Source organism: Nonomuraea rosea (assembly GCF_039539705.1).
Taxonomy (GTDB): domain Bacteria; phylum Actinomycetota; class Actinomycetes; order Streptosporangiales; family Streptosporangiaceae; genus Nonomuraea; species Nonomuraea rosea.
Genome location: NZ_BAABDQ010000005.1, coordinates 499,881 through 525,295, shown reverse-complemented (window position 1 = coordinate 525,295; position 25,415 = coordinate 499,881). Strand labels below are relative to the sequence as shown.

The following is a 25,415-nucleotide window of genomic DNA, read 5'->3' as shown; positions in this document are numbered from 1 at the left end:
CGGTCTCCGAACGCGCGGCGGCGCCGACGGGTGTGGTGGTCATCTCAGCCCTCTCGCTGTGACATGCGCAGACCGGTGTACCAGCGCAGCAGCCGGGCCTCCGCCCAGCGGAAGATCATCGACAGGACGATGCCGATGAGCCCGAGCAGGATGATCCCGGTCCACATCTGCGGGACGGCGAAGCTGCGCTGGAACTGGATGATGGTGAAGCCCACGCCGTTGCTCGCGGCGAACATCTCGCTGATCACCATCAGGATGATCCCGATGGACAGCGCCTGCCGCGCGCCGGCGGCGATCTGCGGGCTGGCTCCCCGCAGCACCAGGTGGATCAGCCGCGAGCGGCGGCGCATCCGGTAGCTGCGGGCGGTGTCGCGCAGGACCTCGTCCAGCGCCCGGACGCCCTCGACCGTGTTCAGCAGCACCGGCCAGACGCAGCCTGAGACGATCACCAGGACCTTCATGCCGTTCCCGATGCCGGCGAACAGCATCAGGATCGGCACCAGCACCGGCGGCGGGATGGCGCGGAAGAACTCCAGGACCGGCTCCAGGAGGCCGCGAAGCGTGGGCGACGAGCCGATCGCGGTGCCCAGGCCCACGCCCAGTGCCACGGCGGCCAGGTAGCCGGCCAGCAGCCGGGCCAGGCTGGGCAGCACGTCGGCGGCGAACCGGCCGGTGAACCACGTCTCGCCGAACGTGCCCGCTATCTGGCTCAGCGGTGGCCAGAAGAAGTTCGTGCTGCCCGCCGTCGCCGTCCACCAGGCCACGACCAGCAGCACCGGTACGGCCAGCAGCAGCAGGACCCTGCGTCCCGCGCTCACGACGCCGTCTCCCTGCGGATCGAGGGGTGCCAGCGCAGCGCGCGGCGCTCGATGGCCCGGGCGGCCACGTTGACCAGGACGCCGATCAGGCCGACCACGATGACCAGGGCGTACATCGACGCCACCGCGCCGGAGGTCTGCGCCACCGCGATCTGCTTACCGAGCCCGGGCGATCCGATGATCAGCTCGCCGGTGATCTCCAGGATCAGCGCCACCGCCGCGCCCAGGCGGAACCCGGTCATCACGTACGGCAGCGCGGTCGGCCAGATCACGGTGCGGACCTGGGTCAGCGGGCGGAACCGGTAGGAGCGCGCGGTCTCCCTGGCGACCGGGTCCACGTCCTGGACGCCGTACAGCACCTGGACCAGCACCTGCCAGAAGGAGGCGTACACGACCAGCAGGAGGGTCGAGCGCATGTCGGTGCCGAACAGCAGCACGGCCAGCGGGATCAGCGCCACCGAGGGGATCGGGCGCAGGAACTCGATCGTCGAGTTCAGTGCGGCCCGCACCAGCGGGACGCCGCCGATCAGGATGCCGAGCAGCACGCCCCCGGCCATCGCGATCGCCAGGCCGGCGGCCCAGCCGCGCAACGTCTCCAGCAGCGACTGCCAGAACTCCGCCGTGCCGGCCTGCTCCCCCAGGGCCGCGACCATGGCGCTGAACGGCGGCAGGTACCGCTCGTCCACCAGCCCCGTCCGTGGCGCCAGCTCCACCACCGCGACCAGCCCCGCCAGGCCGATCGCGCCCAGGAGCCAGGCGGGCAGCGCGCGGTGACGGCGGCCGCTCCGGCCCCGTCCCGGTCCCGCCGTCACCACCGCCGTCACGGAAGCAGCCCGCTGAGGTCGGGAGCGGTCTGGATCAAGCCGTCCTGCAGGGCGAGCTTCGACAGCGTCGCCAGCGAGGCGCTGTTGATCTCCGCGGGATACGTCGGGAGCGTGAGCGAGCCGGTCAGCGCCGGGTCGATCTTCGTGTACGTGAGCAGGACCTTGCGCACCGCGTCCGGGTTGTCCGTGGCGTACTTCAGCGACTTCTGCATCGCGGACGTGAAGCGCTTGACCAGGTCGGGCTTGGCGGTGGCGGTCTGCTGGGAGGTGAAGTAGCCGGCGATGGTCAGGTCGGGGGCGGTGTCGACGTAGTTCGAGGCGATCACGCGGTCGCCGTTCTTCTTGGCGGTGGCCAGGAACGGCTCGACGACCTGGACCGCGTCCACGTTGCCCTTGTCGAGGGCGGCGAGCATGTCGGGGAAGGCCAGCTCGGTGAAGGTGACGTTCTTCGCGTCCCCGCCGGCGGCCCGGATCGAGGCTCGTACGGTGGTGTCGTTGATGTTGTTCAGGGTGTTGACCGCCACGCGCTTGCCGGCCAGGTCCGCGGCCGTCTTCAGCGGGCTGTCCGCCTTGACCACCACGCCGCCGAAGTCCTTGCCCTGGATCCCCGTCGAGGCCGCGCCGGGGGCGACGACCTTGAGCGGGAGTCCCTTGGACTTGGCGATGATCAGTGACGTGAAGTTGCTGAACCCGAACTCCACCTGGCCGCTGACGACGGCGGGGACGATGGCGGCGCCGCCCTGGGCGGACACGAGTTCGAGCTTCAGCCCCTCCTCGGCGAAGAACCCCTGCTGGTCGCCGAGGTAGATCGGCGCCACGTCGATGATGGGGATCACGCTGACCTTCACCGTGGTGGCGCCGGCCGAGGACGACGTCCCGGGGCTGGTGGAAGGGGTCTGCCCGCCGCCGCACGCGGTGAGCAGGAGAACGGAGGCGGCGGCCAGGGCCGCGCGAGCTTTGGTCACAGTGCTTCTCCGGGGGACGTCGGGTGGGGGGTGTGGAGATCACTTCTGCCGACCTCACCCAGGCCTGGAGGCGAGATCGTCAACGGGCTGAGCAACGATATCGTTGACAATATCGCCTACTATCGCCTCGTCACAACCGCCATCTCCCGCCGGTGCACACCCATCCACACACCCGCCACCACACCGGACCCGATCCGGGACGCGGGCTTTCTGGGCGCTGCAGACGTCCTGGCCTGCTCGCGGGCGCGACGGCCGCCGTCGAACAGCCGCACGCGGGAGGCGCTTCGGCACCCATGCCAGTGGAGTGGAGATCAACGTCGCTGTGAGGATTGATGACAATATTGCATACATAACTTGCGACAGGGGCTTGGAAGGGCCAGGATCCCTTGGCGTGCGACGCCCACGCGGGCAGCGCCGCACGGCTGAGACGAGGACCCGGCGAGCCGGGGGCACGCAGGGGCGTGCGGGGCGCGGCGACACGGCGCATGGAAGCGAGGACGCAGGCCCAGGCGCCCAGGATCTCCGGGGGCAAGTCAGGGGGCAAGTCAGGAGGAAGCGAGGACTTGGGCCAGGGCTTGCAAGGTCTCCGGCGGTGTGCCGGGTGGCGGGGAGACGCGGAGCACGGGTTCGCGCAGGTCCAGCGGCGCTCGGGCGGTCGGCACCACGCTGGCCCGCAGGGACGCCGCGGCCGCCCGCGCGGCGGCGCGCTCGGCCGTGTCGCCGGGCGGTGGCTTGAGCGTGACGAGCGCGGACGGCTCGTCGAGCGGCTCGGCCACCCGCCAGCCGCCGGCCCCGTCGAGCACGCCGCGCGCCATGCGGCCGAGTGCGGCCAGGTGCTCGTACACCGCGGCAGGGCCGAGCACGTGGTGCTCCAGCACCGCCGCGCAGAGCCCGATCCTGGCCCCGATCGCCGCCTCCGCGCTCTCGTAGCGGGCCGCGCCCGGCAGCGGGGCGACGCCCTCCGGCGCGGTCCCGTCCCAGAGATGCCCGCCGAGCGTGGGGACCGCGGCGTCCATGCCGGGGGCGAGGCCGGGCACGATCAGGAACCCGACGCCCCGCGGCCCGGCCAGCCATTTGCGCGAGGTGCCCACGTACGCGGTCGCGCCGGCTCCCCGTACGTCCACGTGGCCGAGCGACTGGCACACGTCCAGCACGTACGGGACGCCCGCCGCGTGGCACAGCTCGCCGATCTCCCGCACGGGCTGGACGGTGCCGCGGTGGGAGGCGATGTGCGAGACGACCAGGAGATCCAGCCCCGCCGCAAGCTCCACCCGCAGCCCTTCCAGGTCGAACCGGCCGTCGCCGTCCATGGGCAGCTCCACGAGCTCCCAGCCGCGCTGGGCAGCCAGGCGGCGCAGCAGCATCAACGTGCTGCCGTACTCGAAACGCGGAAACCCGACCCGAACGGCCCGCCCGCCACGACCAGCACCGCCGGCTCGATCAGCGCGGTCTGGACGATCTGCGCGGGCGACGCCGCTCGGCCCGCGCAGGCGGCCGACGCCGCTTGACCCGCCCAAGTGGGCGACGCCGCTCTCGTTCCCGGAGTGCCCGGCGCGGCGGTCCGCTGTCGGCCACCAGCCGCCGAGCAGTGCCGCCATCGCCGCCGTGCCGCTCTCAAGGAACGCCACGTCCGCCGGGCCCGCGCCGACCAGGGCGGCCAGGGCGGCCCTCGGCACGGTGAGGTCGGGGACGGCGCCGTAACCGCCGCGCTCCCGCTCCAGACGCAGGTGGGCCACGACCGCGTCCAGCACCCGGTCGCTGGGCACGTTGCAGCCGGCCGCGTCGAGGTACCCAACAGGCGCGACACGCCGCCCGGCCCGCCACGCCTCAGCGACCCGCGACGGCGGCGCAACCGGCCCCACCGCGTCCGCCTGCTCCACCGCGTCCGCCGGGTCCACCGGGTCCACCGGCCCGAAGCCGACCACTTCCGCCCCCTTCCTCCAGCCGCTCCCAACGCCTCCGCCAGCCCAAACCCGGCCGGCCCATCACCCCCGTCGGCCCAAACCCGACTGGCCCACCCCCTCCACCAGCCCGGGAGCCGACCGGCCTCGCCCCTCAGCGGGGCGGAACCGGCGGGCGGGGGTTATGGGGTGGCCAGGACCAGGGTGAAGTCGCCTTCCGGGTCCGTGAAGCGGCGGCGGACGTCGAAGCCGGCCGCCGCGAGCTCCTCCCGCAGCCCCTCCGGCCGGAACTTGGCGCTGATCTCCGTCCGCACCTCCTCCCCCTCCTCGAACGAGACGGCCAGGCCGAGCCCGTCGATCCGCACCCGCATGTCCCTGGTCGCGCGCAGCCGCATCTCGATCCACTCCTGGCGCTCGTCGTACACGGCCACGTGCTCGAACGCCTCCGGGTCGAAGTCGGCCGCCAGGTCCCGGTTGATCACGCGCAGCACGTTCCGGTTGAAGGCGGCCGTCACCCCGGCCGCGTCGTCATAGGCCGCCACCAGCCGCCCGGTGTCCTTCACCAGGTCGGCCCCCAGCAGGAACGTGTCCCCCGGCCGCAGCGTGGCCCGCAGCTCCTTCAGGAACACCGCCCGCGCGGCCGGTTCGAGGTTGCCGATCGTGCCGCCGAGGAAGGCCACCATCCGCCGCCCGGTACGCGGCAGCAACGCCAGATGCCGTTCGAAGTCGGCGCACACCGGCTGCACGGCAAGGTGCGGAAAGCGCCCGGCCAGCCGCCGCGCCGCCGCCTCAAGGGTGACCGCGTCCACGTCCACCGGCGTGTACGCCCGCAGCCTCCCCGCCGCGGCCAGCGCGTCCAGCAGCAGCACGGTCTTCTCGCTGGTGCCCGAGCCCAGCTCGACCAGCGTGTCCGCGCCGGAGGCGGCCACCAGGTCCGCGGCCCTGGCCCGCAGGATGGCCAGCTCACGCCGGGTCGGGTAGTACTCGGGCAACCGGGTGATGCGGGAGAACAGCTCGCTGCCCGCCTCGTCGTAGAACCACTTGGGCGGCAGCCACTTGGGCGAGGCGCTCAGCCCGGTCCTGACATCGTGTTCGAGCGCCTGGCGCAGGTAGTCGCGGTCAAGATGGTTGATCACACGCACGGTCGACTGGCTGACGGGCACGGGGCCTCCTAGAGAGATCACAATGGCTGTACGCGGACGTCCGTCGCGGTGACGGTCAGCAGGCTGCGCTCGGGTACGGCCTGCCATCCGGGCAGGTCGTCGAGCGGCTCGCTGGCGACGCGCACGCCGTCGGGAAGTCGGTGATGGAAGAGCGTGTCGCCCCAGACGGTCGCGACGATGGACGCGCCGTCGCAGGCGAGCAGGTTCAGGCGGGCGGCCGGGTCCTTGCTCCCGGCCCGTACGACGACCTCGGACAGCGCCTCGCCCAGGCCGGCCCCGGCGCGCCCGCGCAGGAACACGGCGGCCGCCACCCAGGCCGCGTCGCACGCGCTCTCCGCGCGGTCGGGCAGGTCGTCGGCGAGGTCGCGCAGCGCGTCCCTGACGACGCGCCCGTTGTGGCTGAGCAGCCACGTCCGGTCGATGAACGGCGCGGTGGCGCTCTCCTCGATCGGCATGCCCACGGTGGCCGACCGGACGGCCGCCAGCAGGCAGGTCGAGCGGGCGACCGCGGCGAGCGCGGGCAGGTTGGCGTCGGTCCAGATGGGCACGGAACGCCGGTAGCGCACGGGCTCGGGGCGCGCGGGGTCGTACCAGCCCATGCCGTAGCCGTCGGCGTTGATCAGGCCGGACCGCTGGCGGCGCGGCGCGTAGGACTGCTTGAGCAGCCCGTGCTCGGGCTCCTGGATGAGCCAGGTGAGCGGGCGGGCGGCGCCCAGCCAGGCCGCGTGCCTGCACACCTCAGACCTGCTCGGAACGGGCGCAGCGGAAGCCGGTGAAGATCTGCCGGCGGATCGGATAGTCCCAGTTCCTGAACGTGGTCCGCACCGCCGCCGGGTCGGCCGCCCACGAGCCACCGCGCAGCACCCGGTACTCCTCGCCGAAGAACACCTCGCTGTACTCCTTGTACGGGAAGCTGCGGAAGCCGGGATAGGGATGGAACCAGGACGAGGTCCACTCCCACACGTCGCCCACCATCTGCTCGGCCCCGTACGCGCTGGCCCCCGCCGGGTAGGCGCCCAGCGGGGCGGGGTGGGCGGCGCGGTGGCCCAGGTTCGCGAGCTCGGGGGTCGGACCGTCCTCGCCCCACGGGTAGCGGCGCGCCCGCTCGGCCGCCGGGTCCCAGCCGCACGCCTTCTCCCATTCGGCCTCGGTGGGCAGCCGCTTGCCCGCCCAGCGGGCGTAGGCGTCGGCCTCGTACCAGGAGACGTGCTGGACCGGCTCGTCCAGCGGCACCGGCTCGGTCCTGCCGAACCGGGTACGGCACCAGGCGTCCCCGTCCCTGACCCAGAACAGCGGCGCGGTCACCCCGCTGCGCTGCCGCCACTGCCAGCCCTCCGCCGTCCACCAGCGCGGGTCGTCGTAGCCACCCTCCGCGATGAACGCCATGTAGGCCTCGTTGCCGACCGGGAGCCGGTCGATCCAGTAGCCGGGCAGGTCCACCCGGTGGGCGGGCCGTTCGTTGTCGTAGGCCCAGGGCAGCGTGCCGGTGCCCATGAGGAACGAGCCCGCCGGCACGTGCACCTCGCCGGGACCCGCACCCCGGCCCTTCGGCAGCTCGCCCTCGCGCACCAGGCCCGGCTGGCCCGACAGTTGCAGCGTGGCGAGCATGGTCTCGTCGTGCTGGTGCTCGTGCTGGATCACCAGGCCGAACACGAAGCCGTCGCGGTGCAGCGGAGCGGGCCCGTCCAGGTCGACCGCGTCGAGGACGTCGAGGACGCGCCCGCGTACGCCCTCGATGTAGCGGCGGGCCTCGGCCGGGCCCAGGAACGGCAGGCTGGGGCGGTCCTTGCGCGGGGTCTTGAAGGCGTCGTAGATGTCGTCGATCTCGGGACGCAGCGGCGTGATGCCCCCGGCCTCGCGCAGCACCCAGAGCTCCTCGTAGTTGCCCACGTGCGCCAGATCCCACACCAGCGGGGACATGAGGGGCGAATGCTGGCGTACCAGCAGGTCGTCCTCCGCCTCGGTGTAGGCCAGAGACCGGTCGCGCACCGCGATGAGCTCGGCCGCGATCCGCTCCTTGAAGTCGTTCATCGGCGTCCTTCGTCGTTAAGCCAGGCCGGGACGCGCCGTCCCGGCGTCGGAATCATCAGGTCGGCCGCCGGGGAGCGGCCGGTCGTCACGTGCCGGTCGGCGAACGCGGCGACCGCCCCGGCCAGCGCCGCGTCCCCGCCCAGGCGCGGGAGCGCCTCCAGCGCGGCGCGGAAGCACGTCTCCGCGGCCCGGCGCAGGCCGGGGTCGGCCAGCCCGCACCGCGCCGCCACCTCCCACGACGCCCGGTACGTCCCCCCGGCAGGCCCAGCGGACGGCTCGACGGCGGCCAGCGCGGCGTTGGCGGCCCGGTCGTCGGCGATGAGGGCGTGGGTCACGGCCACGCACACCGGCCAGGTCGCCGGGTGCTGGGCGTCGAGGTAGCGGATCTCCAGCCAGCCCCTGGGACGCACGGGCGGGAAGAGCGTCGTGGCGTGGTAGGCCAGGTCCTCGGCGGTGGGCCGGCGCCCGCCGCCGGATTCGAGCCAGTCGCGGAACGTCGAGCCATCGCGTACCGGGCGATAGCGTTCGTCGTCCTCGCGTATCAGCATGAGCCGGGCGTTCAGCAGGTATTCGGCCCAGTCGGCGGCGGGGTCTGCGGCGGGGTCTCCGTTGGCGGGCACGGGTGCGGTCCTGGAGCGGTCGAGGTGGTCCCAGACGGCCTGGCGGCCGGACATCCAGCCGCTCGGCCGCCCCCCGGACAGCGGCGAGTTGGCGAAGGACGCCATCAGCACCGGGCCGAGCGCGTGCGCCCGCCACCAGCGCTCCGCGGGCCGCTCCCCCAGGTCCAGGTTGACCTGGACGGACGCGGTCGAGCACATCATCAGCGGGCCGTAGGGCACGCCGAGGAACTCGGCCATCGCCTCATACCGGGGCAGGGTCAGCTGGCGGCGGGCCGGGCGCAGCGGGTCGAGGCCGACCCCTGCCAGCGCCATCCCCTCCGCACGCAGGGCGTCGCGCACGGCGGCCACGTCGGCCGCCATCCGGGAGAGAGCGTCGGGCAGCGCGCCCACCGGTCCGGACAGTTCGAGCTGGCCGCCCGGCTCGAACGTCACCCGGCTGCCGCCCGGCAGCGCGGGCAGGGCCCGCTGCACCTTGGCCAGGGGGACGTGCCGGCCGGCCGCCGTGCTGTCGAAGACCAGGAACTCCAGCTCAACGCCCACCAGGTCCGCGGTGGAGGGGTGGAAGCACCGGCGCGCGAAGTCCGCCACCTCCGAGGCGTCCAGCAGCGGTGTGCTCTCGGCCGTCAATCCGCTCATCGTCTTTCCATCGCGTGGCGCATAGATCTACAGACCCGCGAACCGCGCGATCGTTACAGACGGATTTTCATGGGACGGACGGGGATGACCGGCACACAGCCGGAAGAAGGGGAATCAGAGCACGCTGACGTGCGGCAACAGGGGTGACGGCTAGGAGTGGCGCCGCTCCCGGAAAGTCGACATCAGCCGGTCGCGCACGTCTGCGGGCAGCTTCTCCGGCGGCGGGTCGGCGAGGGCCCTGATGCTCGCACGGAACTGCTCGACGTAGCGGCGGCATCCCTCGCAGCAGGCCAGATGCGCGCGTACGCCGTCGCGCTCGGCCGAGTCGAGGGCGAGTTCGAGGTACGCGGTGATGAGCTCCACCAGTTCGTCGCAGGTGAACCGCTTCACGACGTTGACCGCCCTTATCTACTGGAATGAACCGTTTCACTTATTGTGCCGCTCCACGGACCGGAAGGGGGTTCGCGAAACGATCGTGGCCGTATTTCAGATGGGACGCAGCCGCCGGCTATTCCGGCTGCTTCACGGACTCAAAGTAGTCTGCGAGCCAGCCCCGCACCGCCTCACGGGCGCGATGCAGCAGCACCCGCTGGTTGGCCGCGGAGATCTCCAGGATCTCGCACACCTCGTCGGAGGAATATCCTTCCACGTCGCGCAGCGTGATCACGACCCGTTGCCGCGGCGGCAGCCTGGCCAGCGCCTCGGCGATCAGCCCGCGCATCTCCGCAGCCAGCGCCTCGCCCTCGGGCGTCGGCCAGGCCGCGGGCGCCTCCTGCCAGCCCCCTTCGGGCACCGGGCCGAGCCACTGGCCGCCGCCGTGGTCGCCGTCCGGCTCGAAGAAGCTCCACGGCAGTGTGCGGCTCTCGCGCAGGCTGCGTTTCTTCGCGGTGTTGATCAGGATGCGGTAGACCCACGTCTTGACCGAGGAACGCCCCTCGAAGTCGTCGATCGCGCCGATCACCGCCAGCCACGTGTCCTGGACGACCTCCTCGGCGAAGGAGTCGGTGGTCACATAGGACCTGGCGACGCGCAGCATGCCTCCGGACCAGGTGTCGAGCAGTGCCGCGAACATCGCCTCGTCTCCTGCGCGCAGAGCCGTGACGACGACGTCATCCGGGGGCAGCACTCCGCCCGCGAAAGACCGCACGATCGCTTCCCTCCGGTCGAACGCTGGGACATCCATGACATCAGGCCGGGCCGGAGCCCGTGTCGCCCCCCGGCGGGACGACACCGCCCAGGTTATTCGTTCCCACTGACAATCCCGGGTCCCGCGGGTGAGGCAAAGTCTGTGCGTATTCTCGGAGGATTTGTCCTGACGACACCCGGAACAACCTCCGTCACCGGCGGAAACCGGGGCCGGGACGGCCGGCGGCCGGGCCCTTCGCCCGCACGCGGCGGCGGTCTGTCGTGGCGGCCATGTCTTACTACTGTGGCGGCATCGGCTCAGCGCCTGCCGTCTGACGTGCCTAGCACGAATTGACCTGGAGCCGACTCCAGGTCGTACGGTCGCGTCCATGAGCATGCAGCAGCACAAGATCGGCTCCGGATTCGGCGTGGACAGCACCGCGGAGGAGGTTCTGCGCGGCCTCGACCTGTCCGGCCGGCTCGCCATCGTCACGGGCGGCTATTCGGGCCTGGGCCTGGAGACCACGCGGGCGCTGGCCGGCGCTGGGGCCCGGGTGATCGTTCCGGCACGGCGGCCCGCGGCGGCGCAGGAGGCCCTGGCCGGCATCGACGGCGTGGAGGTCGGCAGGCTGAACCTGGCGGACCTGGAGAGCGTGCGGGAGTTCTCCGAGCGATTCCTGGCGTCGGGGCGGGACCTGCACCTGGTGATCAACAACGCGGGGATCATGGCCAGCCCGGAGACCCGGGTGGGGCCGGGCTGGGAGGCGCAGTTCGCGGTCAACCACCTCGGCCACCACGCCCTGGTGAACCGGCTCTGGCCGGCGATCGAGCGGGGACGGGCGCGCGTGGTGGCGGTCTCCTCCAACGGGCACCAGCTCTCGGGGATCCGCTGGGACGACGTGCAGTTCAAGCGGGGGTACGACAAGTGGCAGGCCTACGGGCAGGCCAAGACCGCCAACGTGCTGTTCGCCGTGCACCTCGACGCCCTGGGCGCGGCGGCGGGCGTACGGGCGTTCGCGGTGCACCCGGGCGCCATCGCCGACACGTCGCTCGCCCGTCACATGAGCGACGAGGAGCTGGCCGCGCTGACGGCCACGATCGCCGGCTGGAAGCCGGTGGCGGCGGGCGCGGCCACGCAGGTGTGGGCGGCCACCTCCCCGCAACTGGCCGGGCTGGGCGGTCTCTACTGCGAGGACTGCGAGGTCGCCGAGCCCGCCGCGGCGGGCGCGACCCTGAGCAGCGGGGTCGCGGCCTGGGCGGTCGACCGGGAAGAGGCCGCGCGGTTGTGGCGGCTTTCGGCCGATCTGACCGGCCTCGACGCCTTCGCCGCGTAGGGGCCGCCGCGCATTACTTACCATGTGGTAGGAAATGTGCATGACGATCCCGCTTGTCCCCCTCCCCCAGCGATGCGAGCTCACCGCGGCCGGGCTCACCTTGGGCCCGCGGCTGCGCGTCGGAGTGCCGTCCGGCGACCTGCTCGGGCTCGCCGAGACCGTCGCCGGCCTGCTGACCCGCCTGCACGGCCTGGCCGCGACGGCCGAAGTGACCGGGCCAAGAGCCGAGGCAGCTGATCTCCTGTTGCGGATCGGGCCGGTGGCCGCCGGGGCGGCGGCCGCACGCGGGCTGGACCCGTGGGGCCGCGACGACAAGGCGGATGAGCGGTACGAGCTGCGCGTCGGCCCAAACGGCGGCCCAAACGTCGGCACGAACGGCTGCACGAACGGCGGCCCAAACGTCGGCACGGACGGCGGCCCGAACGGCGGCCCAAACGTCGGCACGGACGGCGGCCCGAACGGCGGCACGGTGACCGCCGGTTCGGCGGACGGGCTGTTCCGCGGCGCGACCACCTTCGCCCAGCTCATCCGCCAGGATCGGACGGTCCCTGGCGTGCACGTCGTGGACGGCCCCGCACTCCGCTGGCGCGGCCTGTCGCTCGACGTCGTCCGCAGGTTCTTCCCCGTCGCCCAGGTCAAGCGGGTCATCGACCTGCTGGCGCTGTACAAGTTCAACGTGCTGCACCTGCACCTCACCGACAGCCAGGCGTGGCGGCTGGAGATCGCCGGCCGTCCCGAGCTGACCGACGAGCGCAACTGGCCGAACGGCGACGCCACCCGCAACGGCGACGGCCCGCAGTTCTATTCGGCCGGCGACTACCGGGAGCTGGTCGCCTACGCCGCGGCGCGCTTCGTCACGGTGGTGCCCGAGATCGACATGCCCGGCCACGCGCAGGCCGCGATCCGCGCCCGGCCCGAGCTGGCCGGCACGGACGAGCCCGCGCATCCGCTGCTGCGCTACCTCGACCCGAGGGCCGGGGCGGCGCACGACTTCGCCGCCGACGTCCTGGGCCGGCTGGCCGAGCTGACGCCGGGCGCGTACCTGCACGTCGGCGGGGACGAGGCGTTCGGCATGCCGCACGATCTGTACGCCGCGTTCGTGGCGCGGGCGCTGGAGCTGGGCAGGGCCACGGGCAAGCGGGTGGTCGCCTGGCAGGAGTCGGCCAGGTCGGGCGCGCTCACGTCGCGGGACGTGGCGCAGTGCTGGGTGGGCGACGGCGACGCGTTCGACGCGGACCGGGCCCGTGCGTCCGCCCCCGCCGAGCACCATCCGCTGATCGACATCGTGGCCGAGTCCTTCGCCAGGACGCCGGAGGACGCCCCGGCCGCGGTCGCGGCGGGCGCCTGGGTGCTCGCCTCGCCCAGCCGGGTGCTCTACCTCGACCGGCGTTACGCCGAGGACTCCACGCTGGACGGGCAGACGGCCAGGCGGACCCAGGTGGGCATGCCGCACTACACGCCGCGCACCACGAGGGAGCTGTTCGGCTGGCGGCCCGGCGAGCTGGCCGAGATCCCCGAAGGCGCCCGGCTGGCCGGGGTGGAGGCGGCGATCTGGTGCGAGAGCGTCACCGGCTTCGACGACCTGGCGTTCCTGCTGCTGCCCCGGTTGCCGGGCATCGCGGAGAAGGCGTGGACGCCGCAGGCCACGGAGTGGGACGACTACCGGGACCGGCTCGGCGCCCACGCGGGCTGGTGGGAGCGGCTGGGATGGGGCGGCTTCTACCGCTCCAAGGAGCTGTTCAGCTGAAAGCGGCGGGCGGCCAGCAGCAGTCCCCTGCTGTAGGGGTGCTGCGGCTCGGCCGTCACGCTCGCCGCGTCGCCGCTCTCCACGATCTCCCCGTGGTGGATGACCGCGACCCGGTGGCTCATGAAACGCACCACGCCGAGGTCGTGCGAGATGAACAGGTAGGCGACGCCCGTCTGCTCCTGGATCTCCAGCAGCAGGTCCAGGACGGTCTTCTGGGTGGTGAGGTCGAGCGCCGAGACCGGCTCGTCGCACACGATCAGGCGGGGGTCGATGGCGAGCGCGCGGGCGATCGCCACCCGCTGGCGCTGGCCGCCGGAGAACTCGCGCGGCAGCCGCCGGGCGGCGTCGGCGGGCAGGTGCACGCGTTCGAGCAGCGCGCCGACCCGGTCGCGGGCCTCGCGGGCCGGCAGCCCGTGCCCGAGCAGCGGCTCCGACAGCGTGTCGCCGATCGTCCGCGAGGGGTTCAGCGAGGTGTACGGGTCCTGGAAGATGACCTGGAGGTCGCGGCTGAGCGCTCTCCTTCGCCTGCGCCCGGCCTGGTCGAGGCGTTCGCCGGCGAAGGTGACCGTTCCGGACGCGATGGGGACGAGCCCGAGTATCGCCCGGCCGAGCGTGGTCTTGCCCGACCCTGACTCGCCGACCAGGCCCAGCGTCTCGCCGGCGGCGATGTCCAGGCTCACGCCGCGCAGGACCTCGACGCGTGGGGCCCGCCACCCCTTGCCGGGGAAGCCGACGTGCAGGTCCTCGACGGCGAGCAGCGGGTTCACGCGACCTCCAGGGGGAGCACGGCGGCGAGCAGCTTGCGGGTGCAGGGGTCCTGCGGCGCGCTGAGGACGTGCTCGGCGGCGCCGGTCTCGACGATGCGGCCCGCGCGCATGACGGCGACGCGGTCGCACAGGTCGGCGACGACGCCGAGGTTGTGGGTGACGAGCAGCACGCCGAGGTCGCGTTCGCGCTGCAGCCTGCGCAGCAGGTCGAGGACCTCCGTCTGGACCCGTACGTCGAGCGCGGTCGTGGGCTCGTCGGCGATGAGCAGCGCGGGCTCGCACGACATGGCCCCGGCGATCAGGACGCGCTGGGCCATGCCGCCGGAGATCTCGTGCGGATAGCTGCCGAAGGTGCGGCGCGGGTCGGTGATCTCGACCAGGCTCAGCAGGTCGAGCGCGCGCCGCCGGGCCGCCGCCCTGCTCAGGCCGAGCTTGTAGCGCAGGGGCTCGACGAGCTGGTGGCCGACGGTGAAGGCGGGGTCGAGGTTGCTCATCGGCTCCTGCGGCACGTACGCGACGATGGTGCCGCGCAGCGCGCGGTGCTCGCGCTCGGGCAGGCCGACGATCTCCTTGCCGCCGATCGTGATGCTGCCGCGCGAGACGCGGCCGCCTTCGGGCAGGATGCCGAGGATGGAGAAGGCGGTCTGGGTCTTGCCCGATCCGGACTCGCCGACCAGCCCGACGATCTCTCCAGCCCGTACGTCGAGGTCCACGCCGTGGACGACCTCGCCGGAGGCGTAGGAGACGGCCAGGTCGTGTACCGACAGCAGCTCGGCCCGATCCCCGGCGGCCGGGGCGCCGACCGTCCCGGCAGCGGCGCGGTCCCCGGTGGCCGGGGCGCGAACCGTCGCGGCCGCTGTCTCGCGGGTGGGGGCAGAGGCCGTGCCGCGGTCTTCGAGCAGGTCGCGCAGGCCGGCGGCGAGCAGGACCAGCGCGCCGCTGGTGAGGCCGAGCGCCAGCCCGGGCCAGAGCATCAGCATGGGGGCGCGCTGGATGTTCTTGAACGCCTCGTTGAGCATCGCGCCCCAGGTGGGGGCGTCGCCGCTGCCGATGCCGAGGAACTCCAGCCCCGCCTGCAGGCCGATGGCGATCCCGGCGACGAGCGCCACCTGGATGATGATCGGCGCGCGGACGACGACGAGGACGTGCCTGGCCATGATCCGGGCGTCGCTCAGGCCGGAGACGCGGGCGGCGTCGATGTACAGCTCCCTGCGCACGTTGGCGACGATGCCGCGTACCAGCCGGTAGAAGCTGGGCGCGACCAGGAAGCCGAGCACCACCATGAGGACCCAGACGTCGGAGCCGAGGATGGCGCGCGAGGCCAGCAGCACCACCATCGCCGGGAGCGCCATCACCAGGTTGACCAGCCACGACGCGGCCGAGTCGAACCAGCCGCCGTAATATCCGGCCACCAGCCCGGCCGGCACGCCGAGGAGCAGCGCCACCACGAGCGCGATCAGCGCGCCGCCGAGGGTGTTGCGCCCGCCGTACAGCAGCCTGGCCAGCACGTCGCGCCCGGCCGAGTCGAAGCCGAGCGGGTGCCCGGCGGCCGGGCCCTCGAAGGCGTCGCGCAGGCTGGACACCCCGGGGTCGTGCGCGCTGAGCACGGGCGCGAGCAGCACGGCCAGCACGACGGCCGCGAGCAGCAGCCCGGACAGCACGCCCAAGGGATGTCTCATGCGATCCTCGCCTTCGGATTGAGCCACCCGATCAGGATGTCGACGACGAGGTTGATCAGGATCACGCCGATCACAGTGAACATGACCAGCGCCATGATGACCGGGATGTCGCCTCGGGTGGTGTAGCTGACGGTCATGCTGCCGATGCCGGGCAGCCCGAAGATCTGCTCCACCAGGACGGCCCCGCCGAGCAGGCCGACGAACTGCATGCCGAGCACCGCGAGCGCGGGGGCCGAGGCGTTGCGGACGACGTGCAGGAAGACGATCCGGCGCGGCGGCAGGCCGCGGGCCCGCAGGGTGCGCACGTAGTCCTGCCGCATGACGTCGATGACCGACCCCCTGACCTGCTGCGCGACGCCGGCGATGGAGCCGATGGAGAGCGAGAGGACCGGCAGCGTCACGGTGGACAGCCAGCCGGTGAAGGACCGGCCGAGCCCGACGTACCCGATGGCGGGGAACCAGCGCAGCCGTACGGCGAAGACCAGGACGATGACCAGCGTGACCAGGAACCCCGGCAGGGCGTAGCCAACGACGGCGAACACCTGCACGAACCGGTCCACGGCGCCGCGGCGCACGCCCGCCCAGATCCCGAGCAGGACCGCCGACACCGCCGTGACCAGGGTGACCCCGAGCATCAGGCTGAGCGTGACGGGCAGCCGGTTGGCGATCGCCCGGACCACGTTCTCGCTGGTGAACCAGGAGGTGCCGAAGTCGCCGCGGACGGCGCCCGCCAGCCAGTCCAGGTACTGCACCAGCGCGGGGCGGTCCAGGCCGAGCGCGGCGTTCTTGGCGTCCACGAGGTCCTGGGCCGCGCTCTGGCCGAGGAGCTGGCGGCCCACGTCGATGTGCGGGATGGACAGCAGGGTGTAGGAGAGCAGCGAGATCACGAGCACCAGGAAGATCCCGGCCGCGATCCTGCGTACGACGAAAGCGAGCATGTCAGCGCGCGGGAGCGTAGTTGTAGATCGCGGGCACGGCCATGCCGTCCTGGGGAGTGATGCGCACGCTGCCGTCGGAGACGTGCAGATACGTCATCCGGTAGAAGGGCAGGAACCAGCCGTCCTCGACCAGGTGCTGGTTGAGCGCCTGTACGTCCTTCGCGGCCCCGTCCCGCTGGATCGCGGGCAGCAGCGCCTTCACGGTGTCGTCGGTGTAGCCGAACATGTTGAACGCGCCCGGCAGGACCAGATCGCCGATGACCACCCAGTCGGCCGGGGACTGGCCCATGTTCATGACCATGGCGGAGTAGGCCCGGTCCTTGAAGATGCGCTGGACGGCGGAGCCGGCGTCGATGTCCTCCCACACCACCTTCACCCCGACCGCGCCCAGGTCGGTCTGGAGCGAGGCGGCCAGCGCGTCCGTCACGATCGCGGGGATGCGCGGCAGCTTGAGGGTGAAGCCGCCCTCCAGGCCGGCCTCCTTGAGCAGCTGGCGGGCCTTGGCCTGGTCGAAGGTGTAGTAGCCGTCCAGCTCGGGCTTGTAGCCGGCGGACGTGGGGCCGAAGACCTGGCTGGTGACCGTGCCGCGGCCCTGGCGGATCTTGGCCAGCATCGTCTGGCGGTCGATCGCGTAGTTGAGCGCCTGGCGCACCCGCGGGTCCTTGAGCTGCGGGGTGACCGCGCCGGACCGGTCGAACAGCATGAGGCCCTGGAAGTCGAAGTCCTGCTTGGTGGTCTTGACGTTCGGGTCGCCCTCGACGCTGATCTGCTGGTCGGCGTCCTGGATGAGGGCGGCGTTGAGCTGGCCGGTCTTGACGCCGTTGACGATGGCGGTCTCGTTGTCGAAGTAGCTGATGGTGACCGAGTCGTAGGGCAGCTTGTCGCCCCAGTAGCCGGGCGCCCTGGTGAAGGCCCACTTCGTGCCGATGACGGTCTGCTGCTGGTCCAGGTCGTACGGCCCGGTGCCGCTCGGCTTGGTCTTCAGCGACTCGCCCTTGGCGAAGTCGGCGGGGTTGGCCATCAGCCCGGCGGCGTCGCTGAGGTAGTAGAGCAGCGCGGGGTTGGGCCGCCTTGACGGCGGCGGCGTCGAACGGGGCGCCGTCGTCGAACTTCACGCCGGCGCGCAGGGTGAGCGCGAGCTCGGTCTTGTCCTTGTTGTAGGCCCACCCGGAGGCGAGCATCGGACCGTACGTGCCGTCGGGGGCCCGCTTGACGAGCGTGTCGTAGACCGCCTGGAAGAAGGGCAGGGCGCTGCCGTTGGCGTCCTTGGGGTCCAGGCTCTGCGGCAGGGTCATCGTGGCGATGTTCAGGGCCTGGGCGGCGGCCGGCGCCGCGTCTCCGGCCCCGGAACAGCCGGTGAGCGCGATGGCCAGCAGGGCGGCCAGCGCGGCGGATCTCTTCATGGCGCTCACTCCGTCTCGGATTTGCGGGTGAGCATACACACAAAACTAACCACCTGGTAGATTTAACGTCGTGCAGAAAACGCCGACACCACGCCGGGGAACCAAGGGTCAGCGCACGCGTGAGCGCATCCTCGACTCGGCCATGGAGCTGTTCTCCCGCTCCGGCTTCTACGCCGTCTCGCTACGGGACATCGCGGCGCACGCGGGGATGACCCACGCCGGGCTGCTGCATCACTTCCCCGGCAAGGACGAGCTGCTCATCCAGGTGCTCACCCGCCGCGAGGAGATGGCCGCCGAGCAGACCCAGACCGGCGACACCGACCCGGACAAGCTGCTCGAACGGCACCTCGACCAGCTCACGTTCAACATGCGCACGCCGGGGCTCGTCGGCCTGTTCGTGAAGATCTCGGGCGAGGCCAGTGACCCCAGCCACCCGGCCCACGACTACTTCGTCCAGCGCTACCGCCGCCTGCGCAAGGGCACGGCCTGGCTGATGCGGATCCTGTTCGCGCGCGCCACGCCGCCGATCGGGCACGACCCCGACTCCGTCGCCCAGCAGCTGCTGGCCCTGGTCGACGGCCTGCAGACCCAGTGGCTGCTGGACCCGGACGAGGTCGACATGCGCGCCTCCGTCGTCACCTATCTCAACCAGCTCGGATTGGACCTCGATGACCGACCGCACCCTTGAGGAGAAGGCGTCGCTCACCTCGGGCAGCGGCACCTGGCACACCACCGCCGCGGCGGGCGTGCCCGCGCTCACCCTCGCCGACGGGCCGCACGGGCTGCGCGTGCAGCGGCGGAGCGGCGACGCGCTCGGCCTGCACGACAGCGTCCCCGCCACGTGCTTCCCGCCCGCCGTGGCGCTCGGCTCCTCCTGGAACCCGCGGCTGGCCCGCGAAGTGGGCGCGGCGCTGGCCCGCGAGGCGGCCGCGCTCGGGGTGAACGTGCTGCTCGGGCCCGGGGTCAACATCAAGCGCTCGCCGCTGTGCGGGCGCAACTTCGAGTACTTCTCCGAGGATCCGCACCTGACCGGCGTGATGGGCGCGGCGATGGTCACCGGGATCCAGTCCCTGGGCGTCGGCGCGTCGCTCAAGCACTTCGCGGTCAACAACCAGGAGACGGACCGCATGCGGGTCAGCGCCGAGGTCGACGAGCGGACGCTGCGCGAGATCTACCTGCCCGCCTTCGAGCACATCGTGCGCGAGGCGCGGCCGTACACCGTCATGTGCTCCTACAACCGCGTCAACGGCGTGTACGCCAGCCAGCACCGGTGGCTGCTGACCGAGGTGCTGCGCGCGGAGTGGGGCTTCGACGGGCTGGTGGTCTCCGACTGGGGCGCGGTCAACGACCGCGTCGCCGCGCTGGCGGCCGGGCTCGACCTGGAGATGCCGCCGACCGGCACCGACGAGCAGATCACCGAGGCCGTACGCGCCGGGCGCCTGGAGGAGAAGATCCTCGACCAGGCCGTGACCCGCCTCATCCAGCTCGTCCGGCGCACGGAGGGCCGGGCCCGCTTCGACGGCTGGGACGCCGAGGCCCACCACGAGCTGGCCCGCGAGGCGGCCAGGCAGTCGGCCGTGCTGCTGAAGAACGACGGCGGCGTGCTGCCGCTGCGGCCCGGCCGGCGCGTGTGCGTGCTGGGCGAGCTGGCCCGCACCCCGCGCTACCAGGGCGGCGGCAGCTCGCACGTGACGCCGACCCGGCTCGAGAACGCCTGGCAGGCCCTGGGCGAGCCGCCGTTCGCCGCCGGCTACCGGCTGGACGGCGGGCCCGGCGCCGGGCTGCGCGAGGAGGCCGTCGCGCTGGCGGCCGGGTCGGAGGTGGCGCTGGTCTTCCTCGGCCTGCCCGAGCACGCCGAGTCCGAAGGGTTCGACCGCACCACGATCGACCTGCCCGCCGACCAGGTCTCACTGCTGCGCGCGGTGGCGGACGTGTGCGAGGAGGTCGTCGTCGTGCTGTCCAACGGCGGCGTGGTCTCGGTGGCCGAGTGGCGCGACTCGGCCACGGCGATCCTGGAGGGCTGGCTGCTCGGCCAGGCGGGCGGCGCGGCGATCGCCGACCTGCTGACCGGCGTGTGCGGCCCGTCCGGCCGGCTCACCGAGACCATCCCGCTCCGGCTCGCCGACGTGCCCTCCCACCTGCACTTCCCGGGCAGTGACGGCGTGGTCGTGTACGGCGAGGGCCGCTACGTCGGCTACCGCCACTACGACACCCTCGACGTCGAGGTCGCCTACCCCTTCGGCCATGGCCTGACGTACTCCCGCTTCGACTACTCCGATCTCCAGGCCGCGCTGGACGGCGTCGAGGTGACCGTCACCAACGCCGGCGACCGCTTCGCGCAGGAGGTCGTCCAGCTCTACCTGGCCTTCGACGGCGACCGGCCGCGCCACGAGCTGCGCGGCTTCGCCAAGGTGAGCCTGGAGCCGGGCGAGAGCGAGCGGGTGCGGTTCGCGCTCACCGAACGGGACCTGGCGCGGTGGTCGGTACGCCGGCACGGCTGGCAGGTCGATCCCGGCACCTTCACGGTCGAGGTCGGGGCCTCCTCGCGGGACATCCGCCTGCGCGCCGAGCTGACCACGCCGGGCGACGGCTACGTCGGGACGCTGAGCAGGATGTCCACGCTGGGCGAATGGCTCGCCCATCCGCGGGGCGGCGAGGTGCTGCGCGCCGCGCTGAAGCCGGGCGCCGCACCGGCGGACCCGGCGCTGATGCGGCTGGCGCTGGGCGTGCCGCTGGCCAAGTTCGCCACGTTCGGCGTGGGGCTGTCCACCGAGGTGGTGGACGCCCTCGTCGCCGCCCTGGCCCAGGACTCCGGTACGGACGCCGCCCCGGCACCGGACACCGGCGCGGTCACCGCAACGCCGTGAGGGTGAGTCTGCTGAACGATGCCGCGCAAGGCGATGATCATCGAGTGGATCGCCGGGTTCACGTGTCGATGCCGGCCGACGCCGACTGGACCGCCTCGCTCACTTGGGCTGGTGAGGTGCGCCAGGGAGCACCCAGGATGCCGGCAGGCCGGCGATCCGGCCGAGAGAGGAGAGCGCTTCGGCGGCACGCCGTCAGGCGGCATGAGCCCGGACGAGTTCGAAGGCAGTCGCTCAGCGGAGGATGCCGGTGCGGGCGATCTCGCCGAGCCGGCGGGCGCTCGGCTTGACGGTGCGGGCGAAGGTGTCCCGGTCGACTGACACCAGCCCGAACGTGGGCGCGTACGAGCCCCACTCGTAGTTGTCCAGCAGCGTCCAGTGCAGGTAGCCGCGGACGTCGGCGCCTTCGTCCATGGCGGCGTGCAGCCCGGCCAGGGCGCCGCGGGTGTACTCGACTCGTTCGTCGTCGTCCGAGGTGGCGATGCCGTTCTCGGTCACCAGGATCGGCACGCCGGGGGCTCGCGCGGCGGTGTAGCGCACCGCGGCGCCCAGCGCGTCCGGGTAGAACTCCCAGCCGGTGAGCGTGCGGCGGGCCTCGTCCGGCACCGGCAGCGCGCCCTCGCGGCCGATCAGGACGCGGGTGTAGGCCTGCACGCCGATGAAGTCGTCGCCCTTGGCCACCTCGATGAACTGGTCCTCGCGCGGCCACGCCCAGGCGTCCCGTTCGTCGTGCGCCCCGTCGTGCGCCTCGAAGTTCTGGCTGGCGATCGTCCATCCCGACCTGAACCCCGCCAGCTCCTCGCGGGCCGCGCGGTGCGCGGCGGCCAGGGCGTCGGCGGTCGCCTGGTCGGGCGGCGGCAGCGCGCCTGCGACGCCGCCGCCGGCGGGCCGGTCGTCCTTCAGCAGGCGGGCCATCATCGACACCAGGTTGGGCTCGTTGATCGTGCACACCCAGCGCACGCCGTCCAGGATCGGCACGACCGCGCGCACGTACCGGCGGAACCGCGCCACCGCGGCGTCCGCCAGCCAGCCGCCGTCCCGCTGGAACCACAGCGGGCTGGAGAAGTGGTGCAGCGTCACCACCGGGGTGAGACCGCGTTCCAGGCAGCCCTCGATCACCCGGCGGTAGTGGCCCAGCGCGGCCCGCGAGATCTGCCCCTCCACCGGCTCGACGCGCGCCCACTCGATCCCGAACCGGTAGGCGCCGAGCCCCAGCGACCGCACGATGTCGAGGTCTTCGGGCCAGCGGTGGTAGCTGTCGCAGGCGTCGCCGCTGCGCTCGGGCATCGGGGAGCCGGGGCGGTTCTCCAGGGCCCACAGGTCGCTGGCGACGTTGTTGCCCTCCGTCTGGTGAGCGCTGCCCGCAGCGCCCCACAGAAACCCTTTCGGGAATGCGCGGTCCATCCCGCCTGCCCTTCTCGTGGTACGGCCGTCAGCAAAAATCTACCACGTGGTTAATTTAACGCGCTTCGGCTTTGGCGGCTCTGCCATAGTGCAGAATGCAATATAGAAGGAGGCACTAACATGAAGATCTTGGTCATCGGATCGACCGGCCGTACCGGCAAGCACGTCCTCGCTCAGGGCATCGAGCGCGGTCACGAGATCAGCGCGTTCGCCCGCCGCCCCGAGCTGCTCGGCGGCCGTGCGGGGCTGGCCGGCGTGCACCAGGGCGACGCGCACGACGTGGCGGCGGTCCGCGAGGCGGTGGCCGGCCAGGACGCCGTGATCGCCGCCGTCGGCGGCAGCCGCATCGCCCGCACACTCATCACGGCGATGCGGGACGGCGGGGTGTCACGGCTGGTGATGACCAGCAGCCGCTCGGTGCCCGCCACCCGGCCGCGCCTCGCGGTCACCCTGGCCTGGCTGTTCTTCCACACGGCCTACGCCGACCTCGCGCGGGCCGAGGGGATGCTGGAGGTCAGCGGCCTCGACTGGACCATCGCGCGGGCCACCATGCTCAACGACAAGCCGGGCGCCGGCCGCGTGCACGTCGACTTCGAGGCCAACGCGACCGGCGGCGCCATGCAGCTTTCTCGCGCCGACTACGCGATGGCCCTGCTCGACGCCGTCGAGGACCCCACCCTGATCGGCCGCGCCGAGGGCATCTGCGGCCCCAAGTAACCCGGCCCGGGGGCCGCCACCCTGCACCGGCAGCCCTCGGAGACCGGCCCTCCGTGCCCCAGGACCCGCCGGCCACCCTGGGCCAGGTGCACCGGCCACTCCTGGTCCAGGGCACGCCAGGGGCCAGGCGAGCCAGGCGCCCCTGAACCAGGCCCGCGACCTCGCCGGGTCCGGCGAACCGGCCGCTCCTCAACCAGGCCGCGACCTCCCCGGGCCAGGTGAACCGGCCGCTCCTGAACCTGAGCGGCCGGTCGTTCCTGGGTTAGGCGAGCCGGGTGGGGCAGCCCAGTGTGCGGCCTATTTGGCCGAGCCGTTCGGCGAAGCCCTGGCGGGTGTTGTCGGCGAAGCCGATGAAGAAGCGGTTGGCCAGCGGGACGCCCCATCGCATCCACTGTGCGACGTTGAAGACCCTGTGTACGAGCAACGCGCCCTCGGGGTGCGGCTCGACGCTCCACTCGCCCCGGTACCACCAGCCGCCCTGGAAGGCGATGGCGTGGCCGGCGACCTCCACGGTGGAGGTGTGGCCGGGCAGATCCTCGACGGTGAACCGGCCGGCGCGCCTGCCGTCGGGCAGCAGCCTGCCCGCCAGCTCGTCGAAGACCTTGGCGACCGGGGCCTCGACGATTCCGGCGACCTCGGCGATCAGTTTCTTGCCGCTCATCGCGACATCCTGGGGGTGGGGACGGACATGACGCGACTCCTTCGTGGTCGTGGCGCCTATCCTTGGAGTTGCGAGTTCGGACAGGGCAGGCGCCTTGTTCGGATGTCCGGCCGCCGGGGTGTTGACGCACCCCGGCGGCCGTCTTTGTGAGGATCAGGCCCTCAGGGCCTGGGATCAGGCTCGCCGAGCACCTGCGACAGCAGGTCCTGTTTGAGGGTGCCCGGCCAGTCGAGCTCGCCAGACTCGAGGCGGGCGATGACGCGCTGGACCCAGGCCAGCTCGGTCTCGGCCAGCGCGTGCTCGTAATCGAGCTCGATCAGCAGCACGTCGGGCAGACCGCTGTCCTTCATCGCGCGCAGCTGGCCGTCCATCCCGGCCAGCAGGCCCTCGATCGCCGCCGCCCGGCTGCGCAGGGAACGCAGCGCGGCGGGCACCGGCAGGGTGCCGATGAGGGAGATGGCCGCGGTGAACGTACGGCGGTCGGGGTCGGGATGCTCGATGAGACCGCGGAGCCTGGTCGACAGCTCCTTGCGGCCCTCGTCGGTGATCTCGTAGACCGTACGCTCCGGCCGCCGTCCCTCTCTGCTGGTCTCGACCGGCACGATCAGCTCCTCGCCCGCGAGACGCTCGACCGCGTGGTAGAGGCTCCGGGGCAGCCCCGTCACATAGTCCTTGTGCGTGTCGATGATGAAGCGGTGCAGCTCGTACGGATGCCCCGCGCGTACCGAAAGCATGGCCAGCACGGTCAGGCCGACCAGGTCAGGACGCCGAGCCACAATGATGCTCCCCTCTATATTGCACTTTGCAGTATAGAGGATTTCGCTCACATCGCGCCGGGGAACGCCGCGTAGTAGCCGCCGACCTCGTCGCGGTAGCGCGGGTCCTCGTGCGCGGGCTCGTGGTACTCCGGCGCGTTCTTGATCTCCTCCTTGGTACGCGAGACGTACACCTTGCGGTGGTCCTGGTCGATGCGCTCGACCGTGGCGGCGGGAAGCAGCACCTTCTTGCCGAACAGCCACGGGTGCGTGTCCACGACGAGGTAGCGGTCGCCGACCTCGTTGCTGTCCACGTCCACCTTGCCGATCTTCCCGTCGCTCGCCTCCACCTCGAAGTCGACGAGCTCCAGCCCCTCGTGCGTCCCGAGCTCCGGGCGGAACTTCCACATGCCCTCGATCGTCATGAGTCCCACCTACCCGCCCGCCCGCGGGCCGCGGAGGACGGTGCCGTTTCTTGGGGAAGAGGTGATCCGTCCGTGGAAGTCCGTCGGGTGCGGCGTAGCTTGTGCGGACGGAAGTTCCCGCGGCCCGTCCGTGTTGCCATCAGCATGGAGAACCGTTTCGCCGCAGAGGACGTCATCAAGCGCCTGCTCCACGGGTCGCGGACGTGGGCGTTCGTGGGCCTGAGCGACAACCCGGAGCGCACCGCCTACGACCAGGCGCGCCTGCTCCAAGCGCGGGGCAAGCGGATCGTCCCCGTTCATCCCGATGCCGGGACCGTGCTCGGGGAGCCCGGATACGCCTCGCTGGCCGAGGTGCCCGGCAGGGTGGACGTGGTCGGGGTGTACCGGCGCTCGGAGTTCGCGGCGGGGGTGGTGGACGAGGCCATCGCGGCGGGTGCGGGGGCGGTCTGGCTGCCGCTCGGCGTGATCGACGAGGCCGCGGCCCAGCGGGCGCTCGACGCCGGCCTGGAGGTCGTCATGGACCGCTGCCCAGGAGTCGAATGGGCACTGCGGGCCTGACGACCCGGCGCGGACCGACGCTGGTCAAGGGCGGCCCGGAGTTGGTGAGGGCTGCCCGGGGCTACTCAGGGGTGGTCAGG

The 25,415-nt window shown here is 72.3% G+C and carries 23 protein-coding genes and 1 pseudogene; 6 read left to right on the top strand and 18 right to left on the bottom strand.

Features of this window, described 5'->3' with window-relative positions; translation table 11 throughout:
* Positions 1–44: 44 nt before the first annotated feature.
* The 10 genes from ABEA43_RS16170 to ABEA43_RS16125 all read right to left on the bottom strand — a co-directional run bounded on the left by ABEA43_RS16170 (position 45) and on the right by ABEA43_RS16125 (position 10,105).
* Entirely contained in the window at positions 45–818 is a 774-nt protein-coding gene (locus ABEA43_RS16170; protein ID WP_345562540.1) for an ABC transporter permease, read from the bottom strand.
* Complete coding sequence (locus tag ABEA43_RS16165; RefSeq protein ID WP_425570267.1) at positions 815–1,633, bottom strand: ABC transporter permease; 819 nt, start codon at positions 1,631–1,633, stop codon at positions 815–817. Before ABEA43_RS16165 ends, ABEA43_RS16170 begins: the two co-directional genes overlap by 4 nt.
* 5 nt (positions 1,634–1,638) lie before the next feature.
* Positions 1,639–2,607 carry an ABC transporter substrate-binding protein gene (locus tag ABEA43_RS16160; RefSeq protein ID WP_345562537.1) on the bottom strand — a complete coding sequence of 323 codons (969 nt, stop codon included), beginning with the start codon at positions 2,605–2,607 and terminating at the stop codon, positions 1,639–1,641.
* 545 nt (positions 2,608–3,152) lie between these two features.
* Entirely contained in the window at positions 3,153–4,532 is a 1,380-nt protein-coding gene (locus ABEA43_RS16155) for an aminotransferase class V-fold PLP-dependent enzyme (RefSeq protein ID WP_345562535.1), read from the bottom strand.
* A 158-nt stretch (positions 4,533–4,690) separates the two neighbouring features.
* The gene (gene egtD, locus ABEA43_RS16150; protein WP_345562534.1) at positions 4,691–5,671 is read right to left on the bottom strand and encodes an L-histidine N(alpha)-methyltransferase; all 981 of its coding nucleotides are present in this window, start codon (positions 5,669–5,671) and stop codon (positions 4,691–4,693) included.
* Between the two features lie 17 nt (positions 5,672–5,688).
* Positions 5,689–6,408 (bottom strand): ergothioneine biosynthesis protein EgtC, encoded by a 720-nt coding sequence (egtC, locus tag ABEA43_RS16145; protein WP_345562533.1) that lies wholly within the window; start codon positions 6,406–6,408, stop codon positions 5,689–5,691.
* A gap of 1 nt (position 6,409) precedes the next feature.
* Positions 6,410–7,702 (bottom strand): ergothioneine biosynthesis protein EgtB, encoded by a 1,293-nt coding sequence (egtB, locus tag ABEA43_RS16140; RefSeq protein WP_345562531.1) that lies wholly within the window; start codon positions 7,700–7,702, stop codon positions 6,410–6,412.
* Entirely contained in the window at positions 7,699–8,958 is a 1,260-nt protein-coding gene (gene egtA, locus ABEA43_RS16135) for an ergothioneine biosynthesis glutamate--cysteine ligase EgtA (protein WP_345562530.1), read from the bottom strand. Before egtA ends, egtB begins: the two co-directional genes overlap by 4 nt.
* Before the next feature lie 150 nt (positions 8,959–9,108).
* Positions 9,109–9,348, bottom strand: coding sequence for an anti-sigma factor family protein (locus ABEA43_RS16130; RefSeq protein WP_345562529.1), 240 nt, complete (start codon positions 9,346–9,348; stop codon positions 9,109–9,111).
* 118 nt (positions 9,349–9,466) lie between these two features.
* Positions 9,467–10,105 carry an RNA polymerase sigma factor gene (locus tag ABEA43_RS16125; RefSeq protein WP_345562527.1) on the bottom strand — a complete coding sequence of 213 codons (639 nt, stop codon included), beginning with the start codon at positions 10,103–10,105 and terminating at the stop codon, positions 9,467–9,469.
* A gap of 367 nt (positions 10,106–10,472) precedes the next feature.
* Between ABEA43_RS16125 and ABEA43_RS16120 the strand changes: the two genes are divergently transcribed.
* On the top strand, positions 10,473–11,417 hold the full coding sequence (locus ABEA43_RS16120; RefSeq protein ID WP_345562525.1) for an SDR family NAD(P)-dependent oxidoreductase: 945 nt from the start codon (positions 10,473–10,475) through the stop codon (positions 11,415–11,417).
* Between the two features lie 40 nt (positions 11,418–11,457).
* A complete protein-coding gene (locus ABEA43_RS16115) occupies positions 11,458–13,164 on the top strand; it encodes a family 20 glycosylhydrolase (protein WP_345562524.1) in 1,707 nt (568 codons plus the stop codon).
* Here ABEA43_RS16115 and ABEA43_RS16110 read toward each other — a convergent pair.
* The 4 genes and pseudogenes from ABEA43_RS16110 to ABEA43_RS16095 form a co-directional block, all read right to left on the bottom strand.
* A complete protein-coding gene (locus tag ABEA43_RS16110; protein WP_345562522.1) occupies positions 13,137–13,931 on the bottom strand; it encodes an ABC transporter ATP-binding protein in 795 nt (264 codons plus the stop codon). The genes ABEA43_RS16115 and ABEA43_RS16110 overlap by 28 nt on opposite strands.
* Positions 13,928–15,610, bottom strand: a complete 1,683-nt coding sequence (locus ABEA43_RS16105) for a dipeptide/oligopeptide/nickel ABC transporter permease/ATP-binding protein (RefSeq protein WP_345562520.1) — start codon at positions 15,608–15,610, stop codon at positions 13,928–13,930. Before ABEA43_RS16105 ends, ABEA43_RS16110 begins: the two co-directional genes overlap by 4 nt.
* On the bottom strand, positions 15,607–16,548 hold the full coding sequence (locus tag ABEA43_RS16100) for an ABC transporter permease (protein WP_345562518.1): 942 nt from the start codon (positions 16,546–16,548) through the stop codon (positions 15,607–15,609). The genes ABEA43_RS16105 and ABEA43_RS16100 overlap by 4 nt, the downstream gene beginning before the upstream one ends.
* Position 16,549: 1 nt before the next feature.
* A pseudogene (locus ABEA43_RS16095) lies at positions 16,550–17,729 on the bottom strand (ABC transporter substrate-binding protein).
* 292 nt (positions 17,730–18,021) lie between these two features.
* Here ABEA43_RS16095 and ABEA43_RS16090 point away from each other — a divergent pair.
* The gene (locus ABEA43_RS16090) at positions 18,022–18,639 is read left to right on the top strand and encodes a TetR/AcrR family transcriptional regulator (RefSeq protein ID WP_345562516.1); all 618 of its coding nucleotides are present in this window, start codon (positions 18,022–18,024) and stop codon (positions 18,637–18,639) included.
* The gene (locus tag ABEA43_RS16085; RefSeq protein ID WP_345562514.1) at positions 18,620–20,818 is read left to right on the top strand and encodes a glycoside hydrolase family 3 C-terminal domain-containing protein; all 2,199 of its coding nucleotides are present in this window, start codon (positions 18,620–18,622) and stop codon (positions 20,816–20,818) included. Before ABEA43_RS16090 ends, ABEA43_RS16085 begins: the two co-directional genes overlap by 20 nt.
* A gap of 231 nt (positions 20,819–21,049) precedes the next feature.
* Here ABEA43_RS16085 and ABEA43_RS16080 read toward each other — a convergent pair whose 3' ends face one another.
* The gene (locus ABEA43_RS16080) at positions 21,050–22,219 is read right to left on the bottom strand and encodes a glycoside hydrolase family 1 protein (protein WP_345562512.1); all 1,170 of its coding nucleotides are present in this window, start codon (positions 22,217–22,219) and stop codon (positions 21,050–21,052) included.
* 120 nt (positions 22,220–22,339) lie between these two features.
* Between ABEA43_RS16080 and ABEA43_RS16075 the strand changes: the two genes are divergently transcribed.
* The gene (locus ABEA43_RS16075) at positions 22,340–22,936 is read left to right on the top strand and encodes an NAD(P)-dependent oxidoreductase (RefSeq protein ID WP_345562510.1); all 597 of its coding nucleotides are present in this window, start codon (positions 22,340–22,342) and stop codon (positions 22,934–22,936) included.
* A gap of 262 nt (positions 22,937–23,198) precedes the next feature.
* Here ABEA43_RS16075 and ABEA43_RS16070 read toward each other — a convergent pair whose 3' ends face one another.
* From ABEA43_RS16070 to ABEA43_RS16060, 3 genes are all read right to left on the bottom strand, one after another.
* Positions 23,199–23,597 carry a hypothetical protein gene (locus ABEA43_RS16070; RefSeq protein ID WP_345562508.1) on the bottom strand — a complete coding sequence of 133 codons (399 nt, stop codon included), beginning with the start codon at positions 23,595–23,597 and terminating at the stop codon, positions 23,199–23,201.
* 161 nt (positions 23,598–23,758) lie between these two features.
* Positions 23,759–24,373, bottom strand: a complete 615-nt coding sequence (locus ABEA43_RS16065; protein ID WP_345562506.1) for a PadR family transcriptional regulator — start codon at positions 24,371–24,373, stop codon at positions 23,759–23,761.
* Positions 24,374–24,420: 47 nt separating this feature from the next.
* Positions 24,421–24,777, bottom strand: coding sequence for a PRC-barrel domain-containing protein (locus ABEA43_RS16060; RefSeq protein ID WP_345562504.1), 357 nt, complete (start codon positions 24,775–24,777; stop codon positions 24,421–24,423).
* A gap of 144 nt (positions 24,778–24,921) precedes the next feature.
* On the opposite strand from ABEA43_RS16060, the gene ABEA43_RS16055 reads away from it, so the two are divergent.
* Positions 24,922–25,335 carry a CoA-binding protein gene (locus ABEA43_RS16055; protein WP_345562502.1) on the top strand — a complete coding sequence of 138 codons (414 nt, stop codon included), beginning with the start codon at positions 24,922–24,924 and terminating at the stop codon, positions 25,333–25,335.
* Positions 25,336–25,415 lie beyond the last annotated feature (80 nt).

Coding starts and splice junctions, on each gene's coding strand:
- egtB (WP_345562531.1), bottom strand. CDS start 7,702: ATGAACGACTTCAAGGAGCGGATCGCGGCCGAGCTCATCGCGGTGCGC.
- egtA (WP_345562530.1), bottom strand. CDS start 8,958: ATGAGCGGATTGACGGCCGAGAGCACACCGCTGCTGGACGCCTCGGAG.
- ABEA43_RS16120 (WP_345562525.1), top strand. CDS start 10,473: ATGAGCATGCAGCAGCACAAGATCGGCTCCGGATTCGGCGTGGACAGC.
- ABEA43_RS16115 (WP_345562524.1), top strand. CDS start 11,458: ATGACGATCCCGCTTGTCCCCCTCCCCCAGCGATGCGAGCTCACCGCG.
- ABEA43_RS16105 (WP_345562520.1), bottom strand. CDS start 15,610: ATGAGACATCCCTTGGGCGTGCTGTCCGGGCTGCTGCTCGCGGCCGTC.
- ABEA43_RS16100 (WP_345562518.1), bottom strand. CDS start 16,548: ATGCTCGCTTTCGTCGTACGCAGGATCGCGGCCGGGATCTTCCTGGTG.
- ABEA43_RS16085 (WP_345562514.1), top strand. CDS start 18,620: ATGACCGACCGCACCCTTGAGGAGAAGGCGTCGCTCACCTCGGGCAGC.
- ABEA43_RS16080 (WP_345562512.1), bottom strand. CDS start 22,219: ATGGACCGCGCATTCCCGAAAGGGTTTCTGTGGGGCGCTGCGGGCAGC.
- ABEA43_RS16075 (WP_345562510.1), top strand. CDS start 22,340: ATGAAGATCTTGGTCATCGGATCGACCGGCCGTACCGGCAAGCACGTC.
- ABEA43_RS16070 (WP_345562508.1), bottom strand. CDS start 23,597: ATGAGCGGCAAGAAACTGATCGCCGAGGTCGCCGGAATCGTCGAGGCC.
- ABEA43_RS16060 (WP_345562504.1), bottom strand. CDS start 24,777: ATGACGATCGAGGGCATGTGGAAGTTCCGCCCGGAGCTCGGGACGCAC.
- ABEA43_RS16055 (WP_345562502.1), top strand. CDS start 24,922: ATGGAGAACCGTTTCGCCGCAGAGGACGTCATCAAGCGCCTGCTCCAC.